The organism is Roseibium suaedae, assembly GCF_900142725.1.
Classification (GTDB): Bacteria; Pseudomonadota; Alphaproteobacteria; order Rhizobiales; family Stappiaceae; genus Roseibium; species Roseibium suaedae.
Map to the genome: position 1 here is coordinate 52,632 of NZ_FRBW01000005.1, position 14,681 is coordinate 67,312.

12 protein-coding genes are annotated in these 14,681 nt (G+C 57.5%); 5 read left to right on the top strand and 7 right to left on the bottom strand.

Going from position 1 to position 14,681, the window contains the following annotated elements; genetic code table 11:
• Positions 1–84: 84 nt before the first annotated feature.
• The 3 genes from BUA94_RS19110 to BUA94_RS19120 form a co-directional block, all read right to left on the bottom strand.
• Positions 85–1,167 carry a LacI family DNA-binding transcriptional regulator gene (locus BUA94_RS19110; RefSeq protein ID WP_073014968.1) on the bottom strand — a complete coding sequence of 361 codons (1,083 nt, stop codon included), beginning with the start codon at positions 1,165–1,167 and terminating at the stop codon, positions 85–87.
• Between the two features lie 231 nt (positions 1,168–1,398).
• On the bottom strand, positions 1,399–2,214 hold the full coding sequence (locus BUA94_RS19115; protein ID WP_175558085.1) for a 4'-phosphopantetheinyl transferase family protein: 816 nt from the start codon (positions 2,212–2,214) through the stop codon (positions 1,399–1,401).
• Between the two features lie 135 nt (positions 2,215–2,349).
• The gene (locus BUA94_RS19120) at positions 2,350–4,257 is read right to left on the bottom strand and encodes a sigma-54 interaction domain-containing protein (protein WP_208980173.1); all 1,908 of its coding nucleotides are present in this window, start codon (positions 4,255–4,257) and stop codon (positions 2,350–2,352) included.
• A gap of 181 nt (positions 4,258–4,438) precedes the next feature.
• On the opposite strand from BUA94_RS19120, the gene BUA94_RS19125 reads away from it, so the two are divergent.
• From BUA94_RS19125 to cynS, 4 genes are read left to right on the top strand one after another with little or no spacing between them, the layout of a single operon-like run.
• Positions 4,439–5,815 (top strand): CmpA/NrtA family ABC transporter substrate-binding protein, encoded by a 1,377-nt coding sequence (locus BUA94_RS19125; protein ID WP_073014970.1) that lies wholly within the window; start codon positions 4,439–4,441, stop codon positions 5,813–5,815.
• A 5-nt stretch (positions 5,816–5,820) separates the two neighbouring features.
• Entirely contained in the window at positions 5,821–6,654 is an 834-nt protein-coding gene (ntrB, locus tag BUA94_RS19130; protein ID WP_073014971.1) for a nitrate ABC transporter permease, read from the top strand.
• 10 nt (positions 6,655–6,664) lie between these two features.
• Positions 6,665–7,579, top strand: coding sequence for an ABC transporter ATP-binding protein (locus tag BUA94_RS19135; RefSeq protein ID WP_073014972.1), 915 nt, complete (start codon positions 6,665–6,667; stop codon positions 7,577–7,579).
• 17 nt (positions 7,580–7,596) lie between these two features.
• Positions 7,597–8,061: a cyanase gene (cynS, locus tag BUA94_RS19140; protein WP_073014973.1), complete on the top strand. Its 465-nt coding sequence runs from the start codon at positions 7,597–7,599 to the stop codon at positions 8,059–8,061.
• Between the two features lie 463 nt (positions 8,062–8,524).
• Here cynS and BUA94_RS23955 read toward each other — a convergent pair whose 3' ends face one another.
• Positions 8,525–8,992 carry a hypothetical protein gene (locus tag BUA94_RS23955; protein ID WP_328586307.1) on the bottom strand — a complete coding sequence of 156 codons (468 nt, stop codon included), beginning with the start codon at positions 8,990–8,992 and terminating at the stop codon, positions 8,525–8,527.
• A gap of 54 nt (positions 8,993–9,046) precedes the next feature.
• Here BUA94_RS23955 and BUA94_RS23960 point away from each other — a divergent pair, with 54 nt between their 5' ends.
• A complete protein-coding gene (locus tag BUA94_RS23960) occupies positions 9,047–9,598 on the top strand; it encodes a helix-turn-helix domain-containing protein (protein WP_328586308.1) in 552 nt (183 codons plus the stop codon).
• Between the two features lie 154 nt (positions 9,599–9,752).
• Here the strand turns inward: BUA94_RS23960 and BUA94_RS19150 are convergent, their stop codons facing one another.
• The 3 genes from BUA94_RS19150 to BUA94_RS19160 form a co-directional block, all read right to left on the bottom strand.
• The gene (locus BUA94_RS19150) at positions 9,753–10,853 is read right to left on the bottom strand and encodes a Gfo/Idh/MocA family protein (RefSeq protein ID WP_073014975.1); all 1,101 of its coding nucleotides are present in this window, start codon (positions 10,851–10,853) and stop codon (positions 9,753–9,755) included.
• A gap of 65 nt (positions 10,854–10,918) precedes the next feature.
• Positions 10,919–12,679: a SulP family inorganic anion transporter gene (locus BUA94_RS19155; protein WP_175558086.1), complete on the bottom strand. Its 1,761-nt coding sequence runs from the start codon at positions 12,677–12,679 to the stop codon at positions 10,919–10,921.
• Positions 12,680–12,859: 180 nt separating this feature from the next.
• A complete protein-coding gene (locus BUA94_RS19160; protein ID WP_073014977.1) occupies positions 12,860–14,374 on the bottom strand; it encodes a sulfatase in 1,515 nt (504 codons plus the stop codon).
• Between the last annotated feature and the right edge of the window lie 307 nt (positions 14,375–14,681).

Genomic DNA, 14,681 nt, shown 5'->3' on the forward strand with positions numbered 1-14,681 from the left:
CACGGAGTGGATGCGGAGCTCCCTCTCCGCAACGAGGAGTTAAGCTGAAAGCGAAATGGACTGCAAGTAAAGTTTACTAAAAATTTATTGCGCCGCAACGAGCGTCTTCAGCTCAGGCACGCGGCTGCTTTGACGCCAGATCATCCGGGTAGGGATGATCACCTTCTTGTTGAAGTCCCTGCCCGCGATCTGCTCCAGCAACAGATCGACCGCAGCTTCGCCGACATGCTCGCCAGCAATGCGCACAGTCGAAAGCGGTGGGTTCAAAAACTGTGCGACGGGAATGTCGTTGAAGGAAACGATGGCGATGTCTTCGGGGATAGACAAGCCCGCCTCCTGAATGGCGCGATAGGCCCCGATCGCCATGTTGTCGTTGGCGGTCAGGATCACATCAGGCCTGGCGGCGGCCGCAAGTAGCTGCTGCGCCAGCATGTAGCCGGTTTCAAGCCGCAGGTTCTGGCCGCTGTCGCAGATATTGCCGAGAACCAGCAGGTTCTCGTCGAACCGGCCTTTCTCGCGGCACCAGTCGATATAGGAGCGGCACCGCTGCTCTCCGTGTGGCTCCGAATGGCCGTCAATGTTTTCGAAGCTGCCGATAAAACCGATGCGCTGGTAGCCAAGGCTGTCCAGTTCATCAAGCAGAGCGCGGGTTGCGGATCCAAGGTCGCAGAACACGCAATCGATATCGTCGCGCCGGGGATTGAAATCGGCAAAGACCAGATGGCGGCTGTTCGCCTTCAGCCAGGCGACTTCCCTGGCAGAATGTTTGCCGACGACGATGACACAGGCTGCCTCCTGAAGAAGATCCGGGGCCGGAAATTCATCAGAGTGATAGACCTTGACGATTTCCGTCTTCAGATCCCGGCAACGGTTCTCGATACCGAGCCGGACGCCGATGTAATAGGGATCGCTCAGTTCTTCCGAAGGCTGAAGGAAATGCACCAATGCGAGCCGCGGCAACCGGTCATCGGCAGAATTTCCAACTGTTCCCCGTTTCGCACCCCGGTTCCGGTTCCGAGGGGTTTCGTAATTCAGAGCTTCGGCGGTCTCGATGATCGCTTCCCGCTTGGCCGCTGAAATCGATAGCGCTGGATCATAATTCAGGACGCGGGAAACAGTTGCTGACGATACGCCGACAGCCTTGGCGATTTGCTTGATGGTGACCATGGATCGTCATTTCCCACGAGCAACGACCGGATAGTGCCCATTGCGCGCCATAGTTTAGTAAATTTTAGCAGCGATTTTCATTCAAGGAATAGCTCAATTCCCCGAAGAGTCAAAACGGGAGCATTTGCGCAGCGGTCACCCAATCTCACGCGGCATAAGCAGTAACCTCGTCAGATCGCATGAACGCGGCCGCATGACTCAGGGTGCACGTGCCAATAAGCGCGTTCACGATCAAAGCTCAGATCCGGCAAGGTCGAGAAGATAGCCCAGTGGAGCCGGTCGAGCGTCGACAATCAGACTGGATTTGTCGGGGTGGCGCACGGCCAAAGCCATCAGGTAGTCCGGCCCGGGCCGGTAGCGCTCAAAGTGCCAGTTGGCAGGCCTATCCGCCAGACTGTCCCGGAAGCTGATTTCATGGGTTTCCAAATCGAAGGCAAAGGCGTCCAGCGGTTGAGACAGGCCCTTCCCGATGGCTTTCACATAGGCTTCCTTGAGGGTCCAGAAGCCGAGGAAAAGATCGAGTTTCTCCGCACCCGCCGCAGCTTCGACCCTCAATCGCTCACTTTCAGCGAACATCCGCCTGGCGAGTTGATCCGCTGGCGCATTCCGCTGCCGCCACTCAACGTCGACGCCTATATCGTGCTCTTGCGACAGCGCAACGGCTGCCAGCCCGCGCGTATGGGAAATGTTGACCCGGTACCGGGGCTGCCCCGGCGAACAAACGAGTTCAGGCTTGCCGTGATCTTCGACGCTGAATCGCCAACTCAGAGGCGATCCCCCGAGACAATAGCTTAGCAGGCCCCGGCAGGCTGCATGTGCGGCAACATAAACCAGCCTGTCCCGGTCAAAATGAAACCGCTCTGATCTTTCACGTTCTTCCTCAATCAAGAGGCTATCAAGCTTCCCCCAATCCATGTCCTGGATTTCATCTAGCGACAGCCACCACACCGCAACGCGATTGGAGGAAAGGAGCTGCTGGCCGTCAGCGACGGGGCCATCCAACAAGAAACCTTCAGTGTCCGGATTGCCCATCTGGGTCTTATGCATGGCTTTCAATTCCTCCGCCCTGCCCATCGCCTTCTGCTTTGCCGGACAAGGCTCGCAGTACTATCACATGGCTGCGGATGCTCAATTGTATCCTCGCCGAGCCGGAGAAAGACGGACAAGGTCATCGCGGAGCACCTAATCCGCGCACCATTCCTGGTCTTTAATCTGCAGCTTCTCAATCCGAGAATAAACCGTGGTGGGCTTCATATCCAAAAGAGCCGCGGCGCCCTCCTTCCCCGCGACCCGCCCTCCGGTTTCGCGCAGAGCCGCAACAAGGTTGGCCCGAACTTCCTGCTGCATTTCCTTCTCCGTTCGCACCGTTCGGAGATGAGTTTCCGCTTTCTGACCGGCCTGACCGAGCTCCACTATGAGCTTCCCACCAGTGGAAACGATGGCCGCCCGTTCGATGACATTTCGCAATTCCCGGACATTTCCCGGCCAGTGATAATCCATCAGCGTTTGCATCGTGCGCTCCGTCACGATCGGCAGCTTCCGGTTCAACCTTTCGCACATAATTTCCAGAATCCGGGCTGTCAGCTCGGGGATATCCTCCCGGCGGTCGCGCAAGGGAATGCAATGAATGGGAAAGACGCTGAGCAACAGATAAAGGTCTTCGCGAAATCGGCCAAGGGCAACTTCCTGCTCCACATTTTTAGCTGAAGACGCGATGACGCGTATATTGAGATTGCGAAAACGGGCATCGTTCACCCGTTTGAACTTCTTGTCCTGAAGAACCCTCAGCAATTCACCCTGGAGGTCTAGAGGTAGGTCGCAAATGTCTTCCAGATAGAGCGTTCCGCCGTTTGCCAGCTCGAGTGCACCTGAGGTATCCGGCCCGGAGTGCTCTCCTGTACCGACATGCCCGAAGAGCTCCATTTCCATGGCCCGGCGGCTAATCGATCCGCATCGAAACTGGATCAGCGGCCGGCGTTTGCGGCTACTTTCTTTGTGAATGGAATTTGCGACGATGGCCTTGCCGGCCCCGATCTCGCCGGTAATGAAGACCGGAGCGTCAGTCGGCGCAACCAGCTTGATCTTCGCGTGGGTCTGACGAATGGCAGGAGAATGACCGATGACGTCGTGATGTGCGCGTTCATTGGTAATAGCCTCCTGAAGATAGGCATTTTCCTTCTCCAGCCGGTCGCGAAGCTCTGCGACTTCGGCCAACGCCTCACGAAGTTTCTTGTCGTTCAGCTTGCGCTCGGTCACATCCCGGAAAATCACGACCGCTCCGGCAAGCACATTACGGTCGTAGATCGGGGTCGAGATATATTCGACCTGGATCGGCCTGCCGTCCTTGCGCCAGAAAACCTCATCCTCCACCCGGTTGACCTTTTCGGACCTGAAGGCCTGGTAGATCGGGCAATCATGCGCCTTGTAGACGCTTCCATCCTGGTGGTGATGATGGATGATGTTATGGATCGGCTTTCCGAGAAGATCCTCGGTGTCCCAGCCAAGCATCTCCTGGGCAGCCCGATTGACAAAAGTCGTCTGCCCCTTTGTGTTCACACCATAAATGCCTTCACCGGCAGCATTGAGAATAAGCTGGTTCTGGTGCTCCAGTTCCGAGAAGAACTCCTGCGCCCGGCGCCAGCCCATAAGACCTTCGCGATGAAGTTTTTCCGTGTCGGTGACACGCTCATGCCATCGAAATTCTTCCAGGTCTATCAGTAGCAACAAGATCCGGTTTGGGCTGTCATCCAGTTGGCAGGCGCGCATTTCCACATTCAGCCGGTCACCGTCGCCCACTATGAGCTGAACAGCGCGGGTCCATGCCTGGCGCCGGTAAATAACCTCGTCCAGGAAAACGATGAACGCAGCGAGATCCTTGTAAATAAAACCCGAGAAGCGTTGCCCTGGCTGGGCATCTGGTCCGAGCAGTTCTTGCGCCTTGGTGTTGGCATGAAGGATCTCATCCGCTGCAGCATCAATCACGATGGCCGCCGATGGCAGACGATTGAGCATCGCCTCATTGGAAAAAAGGACAATCATCGAACCGGCTCTTCTCCTGAAATGGCATTGCTCCAAATTCCTATGGGTCAAGAATACGAAATCTCGTAAAATATGAAATAGCGTAACTTGTTCTCAATTTGAAATTTAATAAGACATTGAATTATAAAGACTAAAAAAGAAATGTCTTTTCTTAGGCATGCTCAATATCTAAGCTTCAGGTCGGCTACCCTTGGTGCAGATTTAAATTCGGCAGCAATGCAGGGGGACCTCAATGACCAAAAGTCTCGGAAATCCATTCTCGCACAAGACAGATCTGCGCCATGGCTCGGGATGCCGTTGCGTGTCTTGTTCCACCCAAGGCTTCAAGGCGGATGATGCGCCTCTGATGTCGTCGGACGACATGATGGAACGGGCCGTCGAAAATGCGATCGTCAGGTCAATGTTCGGCCAGAATGACCTGTCCCGCCGGTCCTTCATGGGACTGGTTGGCGGCAGCACCTTTGCAGCAGCCCTGGCCTCGGTATTTCCGATCGACAAGGCCAAGGCAGCTATCCTGGATACACTTGGCAAGCCGGAAAAGACCGATCTGAGCATCGGCTTCGTTCCGATCACCTGTGCGACGCCAATCATCATGGCTCAGCCCATGGGCTTTTATGAAAAGCATGGACTGAACGCCCAGGTGATCAAGACCGCCGGCTGGGCCGTGGCGCGCGACAAGTCTCTGGCGGGGGAATATGACGCCTCGCACATGCTGACGCCCATGCCTCTGGCGATGACCCTTGGCGCAGGCAGTGTTGCCACGCCCTACATCATGCCGGCGGTAGAGAACATCAACGGGCAGGCCATCGTCCTGTCGAACCAGCATCTCGACAAGCGCGATCCGAAGGACTGGAAAGGCTTCACCTTCGGCGTCCCCTTCGAATACTCGATGCACAACTTCCTTCTGCGGTACTACGTTGCCGAATACGGCCTCGATCCCGACACCGACATTCAGATCCGCGTGGTTCCGCCCCCGGAAATGGTCGCGAACCTGCGTGCGGGCAATCTGGACGGCTATCTCTCGCCAGATCCGTTCAACCAGCGTGCGGTCTGGGAAGGGATCGGCTTCATTCACACACTGACGAAGAACATCTGGGAAGGCCATCCATGCTGTGCCTTCGCCTGCCCGCTGTCCTTTGCCCAACAGCTTCCGAACACTTATGGCGCCCTGCTGAAGTCGATTGTCGATGCCACCCAGTACGCCCGCAATCCGGAAAACCGCAAGGAAATCTCCGAAGCCATCGCGCCGGCCAATTATTTGAACCAGCCGGTTCCCGTCGTCGAACAAGTTCTCACCGGGACCTTTGCAGATGGCCTGGGTGAAGTTCAGAAGATCCCGGACCGGATCGATTTCGATCCCTTCCCCTGGCACTCCATGGGCGTATGGATCCTCACCCAGATGAAACGCTGGGGCTATATCGAGGGCGATGTCGACTACAAGAAGGTCGCCGAAGAGGTTTATCTTGCCGCAGATTGCAAGAAGATCATGGAAGACCTCGGCTATTCGGCCCCTGATGTCACCTATGAGAGTTACACGATCATGGGCAAGACATTCGACCCGGCAGAACCGCAAGCCTATGTCGACAGCTTCGCGATCAAACGGGGCTGAGCACAATGCAGCAGCTTTCGACGAACCAGCGCGCGCTTGTTTTGTCCTTCCTTTTGCTGGTGGGCGGCCTCTTCCTCTGGGAGGCCGCGATCCCGGCGCAGAAGGCCGCATCCGAGCTGACGGAATATGAAAAACTGACAGGTGCCGGAGCACCCAAGGCAGGTGTTCCACCGCCAAGCCAGGTCCTCGTCAAAGCCTGGGAGCAGTTATCCGATCCGTTCTATGATGCCGGGCCAAACGACAAGGGCATCGGGATCCAGGTCGCCTATTCCCTCTACCGGGTACTGACCGGCTATTTTCTTGCGGCACTCATCGCCATACCTGTGGGCTTCCTGATCGGCATGAGCCCGGTCGCCTACAAGGCCCTGAACCCTTTCATACAGGTTCTGCGGCCAATCTCACCCCTGGCCTGGATGCCCCTGGCCCTGTTCATCATTCAGGATTCGAACGCCTCGGCGATCTTCGTCATCTTCATCTGCTCCATCTGGCCGATGCTGATCAACACGGCCTTCGGGGTCGCCGGAGTTCGCAAGGACTGGATCAATGTTGCCCGAACTCACGAACTCGGGCCAGTCAAGACGGCGCTGACCGTCATCCTGCCGGCGGCCGCACCAACGATTGTGACCGGCATGCGGATCTCGATCGGCATTGCCTGGCTGGTCATTGTGGCGGCGGAGATGCTCGTAGGGGGAACTGGAATTGGCTACTACGTCTGGAACGAGTGGAACAATCTCGATCTGACCTCCGTGATCTTTTCGATCCTCGTCATCGGCGTTGTCGGCATGGCGCTGGATGCTGCATTCGGCGCAGTGCAGCGCGCCGTTGCCTACGCCGAATAGGAGGTGACACTTGGCTCATTCTTTCCTTTCCATTGAGAACCTCACCCAACGCTTTGCGTCCGGGAAAGGCGAAGACCTGACGGTCTTTGAAGACGCCAGCTTCGGCATCGAAAAAGGCGAATTCGTCTGCATTCTGGGCCATTCCGGCTGCGGCAAGTCGACGATCATGAATATCCTTGCCGGGTTGGCGGAGCCCACGTCCGGCGTCGTGCTGATGGACGGCAAGGAGGTATCGGGCCCGAGCCTTGATCGGGGAGTGGTGTTCCAGAACTATTCCCTGATGCCGTGGCTCTCGGCCTTGAAGAACGTCACCTTCGCAGTCGCCGCACGCTATCCCAGATGGAGCAAGGCAAAGGTCGTCGAACATTCCACCCAGTATCTCGCCATGGTCGGGTTGCAGGGAGACGCGATCCACCGCAAGCCAGCGCAACTGTCGGGCGGCATGCGGCAGCGTGTTTCGATTGCCCGTGCGTTTGCCAATCATCCGAAATTGCTGTTGCTCGACGAACCGTTCGGAGCGCTGGATGCGCTGACGCGCGGGACCATTCAGGACGAGCTTCTGAAGATATGGGGTGGCACCGAACAAACGGTCTTCATGATCACTCATGACGTGGATGAGGCAATCCTGCTCGCCGACCGCATCTTGCTGATGACCAACGGGCCATATGCCCGCGTGGCCGAGTCCGTCGAGATCACGATTCCCCGTCCGCGCAAGCGCGAAGAGATCATCGAACATCCGAATTACTACCTCATCCGCAACCACCTGCTGCACTTCCTGGGCACCCGTTCGAAGGTGCTCTCCGGCCAGCGCACGGGCCAGGGAAGCAACAGGCCACAAACAATTCGTCTCGACCGGATGGAGGAAACCGCCACTGAGAGTGAAGACCCGGCGCAAGCGACGTCCCTGCGCGCAGTCAACGAATAGTGAAAAGGAAAGAGATCATGACGATAGAAATTCCCCAGGTCCTGAGCAAGGATGACGTTGCGCTGGTTATTCTGGCTGCGAAAAAGAAGTCCGGAATGACCTGGGAAGAAATCGCCGACAAAATCAGCATGTCGGCCGTCTGGACCCATTCTGCCTGCGTTGGCATGAACGCGATGCCTGAGGACAAGGCCAAGGCGCTGGTGCAGGTGCTCGGGCTTCCGCAGGAAGTCATTGATGTCCTAGCGGAAAGCCCCACCAAGGTGTGGCAGCAGACTGTCCCGACCGATCCTTGCGTCTACCGGCTTTACGAAATCGTCGGTGTCTACGGCCCGACCATCAAGGCGCTCATCCATGAGGAATTCGGCGACGGGATCATGTCGGCGATCGACTTCGACATGAACGTGACACGCGTGGCACATCCAAAGGGTGATCGCGTCAAGATCGAAATGTCCGGCAAATACCTGGGCTACAATTCCTGGTAATCAAATCCGCACAGGCACTCTCGAATTCAGGCAAGCCGCAGTCGCGGCTTGCCTGGCACAATCGCATCCCGACAGTACTGTTCTTATACGCTTTGGCATCCTCCATATGGCACGCGCCAACCTCATCGGGAGCAACTTAACTCAAATCCATGAACCCTGCCCAAAGCCTCAAAATACCATTTGATGCTGCATCTCTTCAAGAAGCCTACCCAGAGATGTAAAAGAGGGTAGACTTGCGGTGTTCATGCTTGACGCGATGTGGATCTCCTCTTAGAATTTCAGCCAGTATACCATTGAGAAAACTAGGGTATTTGGAAAACCGCATCCGAGCGGCCTAAGTTGTGATCTGGCAGGTTTTTCCAAGCGCAAACACTCTTTGCAACAATGGACAAAACCAGCAGAAGCGAAAGCCGAAATGAGGGGCTCCTGCTGGCGCAGCGGTCTTTTCCGCCAGCTCCTTCCATCAAGCATGAATTCCAGGAGTTGAGGTCTCGTGCATAGAAGCGGCGAAGGCGCAGCGCGTGAGCAGCGGGTCCACAGTATCAAGCTCTCGACAGATCATGTCGCCCCTGCCGAGCAATTCGATCTTTGGCGCCACATCACAAGCGACATTGTTGAAACTCAGCCGATAGACAAGCCAGAGGCGGGCTTTCGTGGCAGCCTGGAAATAGTCGATCTTGGGCCCCTTCAATTGACGCGGTTCGAATTCGGTTCGAGCTTGTTTTGCCGCAACAGGAACCATGTCAATAAATCCGGCTTCGACCATTGGACCATCATGGCTTTGACCGGCGGTCGTCTCAAGCTTGCAACGGACGATACCGACAACGCCGGTGCCGCCGGTTCTGTTCTGCTCAACAGCCTGGCCGCGCCCCTTGTCGGACGGTCCGAAGATGTCGCCCTCATCAATCTCTATTTCCCGCGCGATGAGCACTGGCAAATCTCTGATCAACTCGAGAGAGCCTCACGCCGGCCGATCGATGGACCCATGTCCCTCATATTGCGCGAGTTCGTCATTTCCCTCGGGTCTCATGCGAAGACGCTCACCACCGCCGACATTCATTCGGTCAACGACGCTTTCACGGCCTTGCTGAAAGCAATGGTGCACCAGACGGGGGAGATGTTCGAAGCTGCGCGCCAGCCCATTACAGCGGTTCAGTTCGACATGGCCCGGCGGTTCATCGGCGAGAATCTTCACTCTCCAGATCTTGGTCCCGATATGCTGTGCACGCACCTCGGCGTTTCACGGCGCCAGCTCTATTATCTCTTTGAAAGACACGATGGCGTTGCCAATTACATCAAGAACCGGCGCCTCGCTGCCTGCTACGCCGCTCTGACCCGTGGCGATACCAGGAAGATGATCAGCTCGATCGCATTCGACCATGGCTTTACCAGCCTGTCGTCCTTCTACCGCCTGTTCCACAAGCGCTATGGCTTTAACCCGGGAGAGGCACGTTCTGCCTGGCTCGAGGGTCGCTCCTCTCACGACGGCATGGTGACGAGTTTCGGAGAATGGATGTCACAGGTCAGGGCCGCTTGAGGCCTTCCAGAGGCGGTTTCCACCGCCTCTGAGATGAGGAGCCGCAGATCCAACGGCAGACACTTCTGCTCACCACCTTTGGATTTGAATGGCCGCTGCGAATGCATGATGGGCGAGATGGCTATCATCACACCCGCTGCGGCAGCATCTCAGTTCACAGTTTCACGACAGCCCCACCCGAAGCCGCCATGGCGTGGATGATCCGTTCGATTTCCAGACCCGCTGCGAAATCAGGGCCTGCATTTGCCCCGCCTGCGATGGCCACCAGCAGGTCGCGTGCCTCGATGATCTTCTGCTCATTGAAGCCGAAATTATGGCCGGGCGCAGGACAGAACTGGGTAAAGTCCGGCTGAGCGGGGCCAGTCAGATGGCGCGTAAAGCCAGCTTCACCGTTCCGGTGCACCCAAAGCTCGTTCATGTTTTCCTGATCGAAGACGATGGTCCCTTCCGATCCGTGAACTTCCCACTGCAGGCGGCATTTGCGCCCGCGCGCCACCCGCGAGGTCGCAAAGGACCCCTGCGCACCACTTGCGAACTTCAAGAGCGCCATCGCGCTGTCTTCATTCTCAACGGCCTTTGGACCTTCAGCAGATGCACGCTCGGGAATGGCAATGTGTGTGATCGCGCTCAGCTCGGTCACAGGTCCCATCAGGGCGGTCATGTGACTGACGAGATGGCAGCCCAGATCTCCCAGGGCGCCCAGTCCCCCCCCCTCGTGGGTCATGCGCCACGTCCACGGAAGATCCGGATCCGCACAATAATCCTCATCGTAAACACCCCGGAATGCGCGAGGGGTTCCAATTTCACCCTTCGCGATCATGTCGCGGGCTGCCTGGAACGCTGGCGAGCGCAGATAATTATAGCCCAGGATCGTGACCTGTTCGGGATGCTCGCTGGCCAGAGCGGCCATCGCCTTAGCATCCTCCAGGGTCAGCGCCATCGGCTTTTCCAGCCAGACATGCTTTCCGGCGGCAAGCGCGGCCTCAGCCATAGGACGGTGCAACCCATTGGGAGCCGTGATCGACACGACATCAACGCTCGGATCCCGCACGACCGCTTGCCAATCCGCACTGGCGCGCGCAAAGCCGAACTGCGCCGCAAAGGCTTCTGCCTTGTCGAGGGGCGTATCGCACAGCACCTCAAGCCGGGGATGAGCGCCACCAAACACCGTCGCCACGTTGCGCCAGGCCATCGCGTGGCACTTGCCCATGAACCCCGTTCCAATCAGCGCCACACCAAGCGAGGTTGCGGGCATCGAACCGCCTGTCCTCCCCTCGTTTGGCATGACTGCACGGGAAACATGTTCTTTGGAAATCTGGCTCACTCTGGGATCCTCTCTAGACTATTGATTTTATTGGACACGGACTGCGACGGGCACTCGCTGAAGATCCGCGCTCTACACTTGGCGCAGGTGTCGGAATTAAGTTCTTCGGGAACGATAGCCGCGATTGCGTCATGGCGGTGGCTGAAAATATTCTCGTCTCCCAGGGCATCAACCACACCATATTGCGTCATCTTATCCAGAAGCGGCACGTAGCGCGACGTCAGATACAACCGCCCACCCCGCGCGCGTCTCCGGCGACCTTCCTCAATCAAAAGCTCAGCGCCCGCGAGGTCAAGCTGTCCGATCCCGGTCAGCTTGAGCACAAGGTTCTTCTGGTCGGGCCTTTCGCGCTCAATCCAGCGGAGGGTCTGGCGCAGTTTCTCGACGACCCCGAAATAGAGCGGCCCGTTGAGCCGGCCGAATAGCAATTGCGGACATTCCGGACCGCCATGGCGAACATTGTGAAAGGAATGATTGGGCCGGTTCTGATCCGGCACCGTCAGTTCAAGCTCCGCATTGATGGACTCGTTCAAGAACAGGGCGAGACTGAGCAACACTCCCGCAAAGACCGAGAACTCCAGGCCGACAACAAGAGCCGCGACAAAGGTGATCAGAAACGTGAGGGCATCGCGCTGCGATTGCCGCACCAGACGGAAGAACTCCGTAAAGCCTATCTGACGCCATGCCACCAGGATGATCACGGCCGCCATTGCCGGAATGGGCAAGGCGCTGAAGAGCGGCGCGACAAGAAACAGGATCGCGATCAGCGCGCCTGACGCAAAGACGGCGGCAAGGCGTGTGCGGGCACCGGCCTCGTGATTGACTGCGGTCCGTGTCAGCGAACCCGAACCGGCATAGGCCGAGAAGAACGGTCCGATCAGGTTGGACAAGCCCTGTCCGATGATTTCGCGATTGCCATCCAGGGTCTCGTCCCGGCGATGGGCATAAAGCCGTGCAACGGTCACCGATTGCATCAGTCCGACGATGGCGATGGCAAGAGCCGGCTGGGCAAGCGACATCACGTTAGCCAGAGAAATACTGGGCACTGCCGGTGTCGGGAAGATCGAGGGAATTGAGCCAACTGTATGTGTTCCAAGCTCAAATCCCCAGTTCACCAGGCCACCGACGCCAAGCGCCACCAGATAGCCCGGCAAGCCAGGCGCGCAAAAACGCAAGGCCAGAGCGACAGAGAAGGTCACGCCTGCGACGATGATCGCAGCTGCCGAAGCTCCGGGAAGGGAGGCAATCAGTTCAGACAAGAACGCTTCAGGCGCCCCAAGATGCGGCAGTGCAACCCCGAGGACGTCACCAAGCTGGCTCATGGCAATCAGGATTGCGGCACCGGCACTGAACCCGTTGATGACCGGAGACGAGACAAAGGTAAGGAACCGTCCCAAGCGCGCCAGTCCGATCGCCAGCTGGATCGCACCCACCAGCAGCGTCAAGACCAGTGCCGCACCGATCCATTCAGTCGAGCCAACCGCGTAGCGCGGAGCAAGTGCTGCGAATATGAGTGCGGAAACCGCCGTCGTCGGACCTGAAACCACGATACTGGACGAGCCGCACAAGGCAGCGACCACAGGCGTGATCATCGCCGAGTAGAGACCATATGCCGGCGGAAGGCCTGCAATGGAGGCAAAGGCAATCGCTTGCGGAAGAACGATTGCAGCCCCCGTGATCGCTGCGAAAAAATCGCTGCGCAGTGAGTCCGTATCAATCGTTTGCCACCAATGAGGCGTGCGAGACCACATAGTCATGCTCATCTTCAGATTTTCGGGGCAATGGGCAAAGGCATGGTGATGTCAGGGAAAATTGGCGCCGTATCTGGTCCAACGCCACCAGTCCCCTGACATCTTCCCTGACATCCGGGCTCGCAGAAGCTCCCTGCGATTTCGCTATGCGACCTTGAAGGTCAGTCCTTTTCTCTGCCGTGCGAGCTAGCAGGCCTCTTCGGCCTCAACCAGCAGATCCAGCCGGTCATAGGCCTCACGCGGGGCGTCATTGGCACGCATCTGATGGAGCATCTTTGCCACCATCACCTGCTCCTGGACGGGATCGGATACCGGCCGCTCCTGTCCCGGGTCTGCCACGAGATCATAAAGACGGGTCTCATTCTCAATCAGACATCCGGGCCCATAGTTGTAATACATGGGCGACCGTTCGGTGACCGGCACCTTCAGAAGCGGGACATTCTTGGTCCAGTCGAAAGGTGGCGCCAGCGTCGCGTGTTCGAGTTCCTGCGTGGAAAAACGCGACGTGATATGAGTCGGCATCAAGGTGTACTGATTGATCTCCTGGGCAGCGAGATCGGCGGGAAAGCGGTGATAGCTGTGACAGCCGTCCGTCACATTAATTGCGCCGCCGAAATAGCCGAAGATGACCGCCTCACGTTCCTTTTCCCGAAGCAAGGATTGCCCCTGCATTTCGGCGGGAGCCTCGATGCCCCAGAAATCAAGGAACGTCGGGGCCAGATCCGTGGATTGGCTCAACCGGTCAATCCGCCTTCCGCCCGGATCGCGCGGATCATGCACGATCAGCGGAATATGCGCGATTTCCTCGTACATGTTCATGCGGTTCTTGGCCCAGAAATCATGCTCGCCCAGCAAGAAGCCATGATCGGTCGTGACCACAAGCGCTGTGTCCTTCCACATGTCATGGGCATCGAATTCGTCCAGCAAGCGGCCCAGAAGGTCATCGCAGAGGGACACAACCGCGTAGTAGTTGGCACGAAGCTCCTCGGCTTCTTCAGGAAGCTCTTCCACCCGGCCATAACGCGGCCAGTCCAGAATTCCCTCTTTCCAGCCCGTATCAAACGGTTCCTTGAAGCGGTCCGGAGCATGGAAGGGCTCATGAGGGTCAAAGGTCTCAATCTGCAGCAGCCAATTGTCAGCTTCCCGGTTCGCCTCGAGAAATTCAAACCCCGCCTGAAAACACTGGACCGAGGGGAAGTCCTTCTCCTCACGGATATATTCGCGATTGATGATATTTGCCTTGTGCTTTGGAACGTTGTCGATGAATTCCAGCTGACTGGCGTGGTACTTCTCGCGCAGACGCTCCCACGGCGGTTGCACAAGGGCCTTCCAGGTATCGCTTTCCTGTCCGCGAATGAACTCGAACGTGCTGTAGCGATTGTGATAGGTCGCCCCGCCGTCCTCCCAATAGTGATAGTGGTCCGTCACCAGATGGCTGTGAACGCCCTCGGCCTTGAGCAACTCGGGAAAGGCGTTGTCAAAGGGCTCAAGCGGTCCCCACGACCGGTGAAGGAAACTGAGATGCCCGGTCAGCATGTCCCGCCGGGCAGGCATACAGGGCAGCGAGCCGACATAGTGCTTCTCAAAGACCTGGGCACGCGCTGCCAGGCGATCGAAATTCGGCGTCGGAACCCGGGTGCCGCCGTAACATCCAAGCATGTGCCGGTTCAGGCTGTCGAACAGAACAAATACAGTTTTCATGTTTGCACCCCGGATCAGGCGGTCATTGACAGGAGACTGGACAGCCTATGGGGCTGGCTGCGAACGGCTCTTGCGGAGCAAGAAGACCCCATCCCGAAGCGATGCCTGCAAGGTGCGGTCACGCCTGTGCTGAGCTCATCCGCCCCGGCAAAAGCGGCCCCTCTGACATCGGTCAGACCTCCCGGCAGCGACTGTCGAAACAGATCGGAAATGGCTGAATTCTTGCGCAAACATCGTCCTCCTTCATGTCTGTGGAGGGGACCTTGTCACCGCATCAGGTATATGTAAAATTGCTTTAAATCTGATC

Excerpts from the sequence above, each read along its gene's own strand:
- BUA94_RS19160 (WP_073014977.1), bottom strand. The coding sequence starts at position 14,374 with ATGAAAACTGTATTTGTTCTGTTCGACAGCCTGAACCGGCACATGCTT.
- BUA94_RS23960 (WP_328586308.1), top strand. The coding sequence starts at position 9,047 with ATGTCCCTCATATTGCGCGAGTTCGTCATTTCCCTCGGGTCTCATGCG.
- BUA94_RS19150 (WP_073014975.1), bottom strand. The coding sequence starts at position 10,853 with ATGCCCGCAACCTCGCTTGGTGTGGCGCTGATTGGAACGGGGTTCATG.
- BUA94_RS19155 (WP_175558086.1), bottom strand. The coding sequence starts at position 12,679 with ATGACTATGTGGTCTCGCACGCCTCATTGGTGGCAAACGATTGATACG.
- BUA94_RS19115 (WP_175558085.1), bottom strand. The coding sequence starts at position 2,214 with ATGCATAAGACCCAGATGGGCAATCCGGACACTGAAGGTTTCTTGTTG.
- ntrB (WP_073014971.1), top strand. The coding sequence starts at position 5,821 with ATGCAGCAGCTTTCGACGAACCAGCGCGCGCTTGTTTTGTCCTTCCTT.
- BUA94_RS19125 (WP_073014970.1), top strand. The coding sequence starts at position 4,439 with ATGACCAAAAGTCTCGGAAATCCATTCTCGCACAAGACAGATCTGCGC.
- BUA94_RS19110 (WP_073014968.1), bottom strand. The coding sequence starts at position 1,167 with ATGGTCACCATCAAGCAAATCGCCAAGGCTGTCGGCGTATCGTCAGCA.
- cynS (WP_073014973.1), top strand. The coding sequence starts at position 7,597 with ATGACGATAGAAATTCCCCAGGTCCTGAGCAAGGATGACGTTGCGCTG.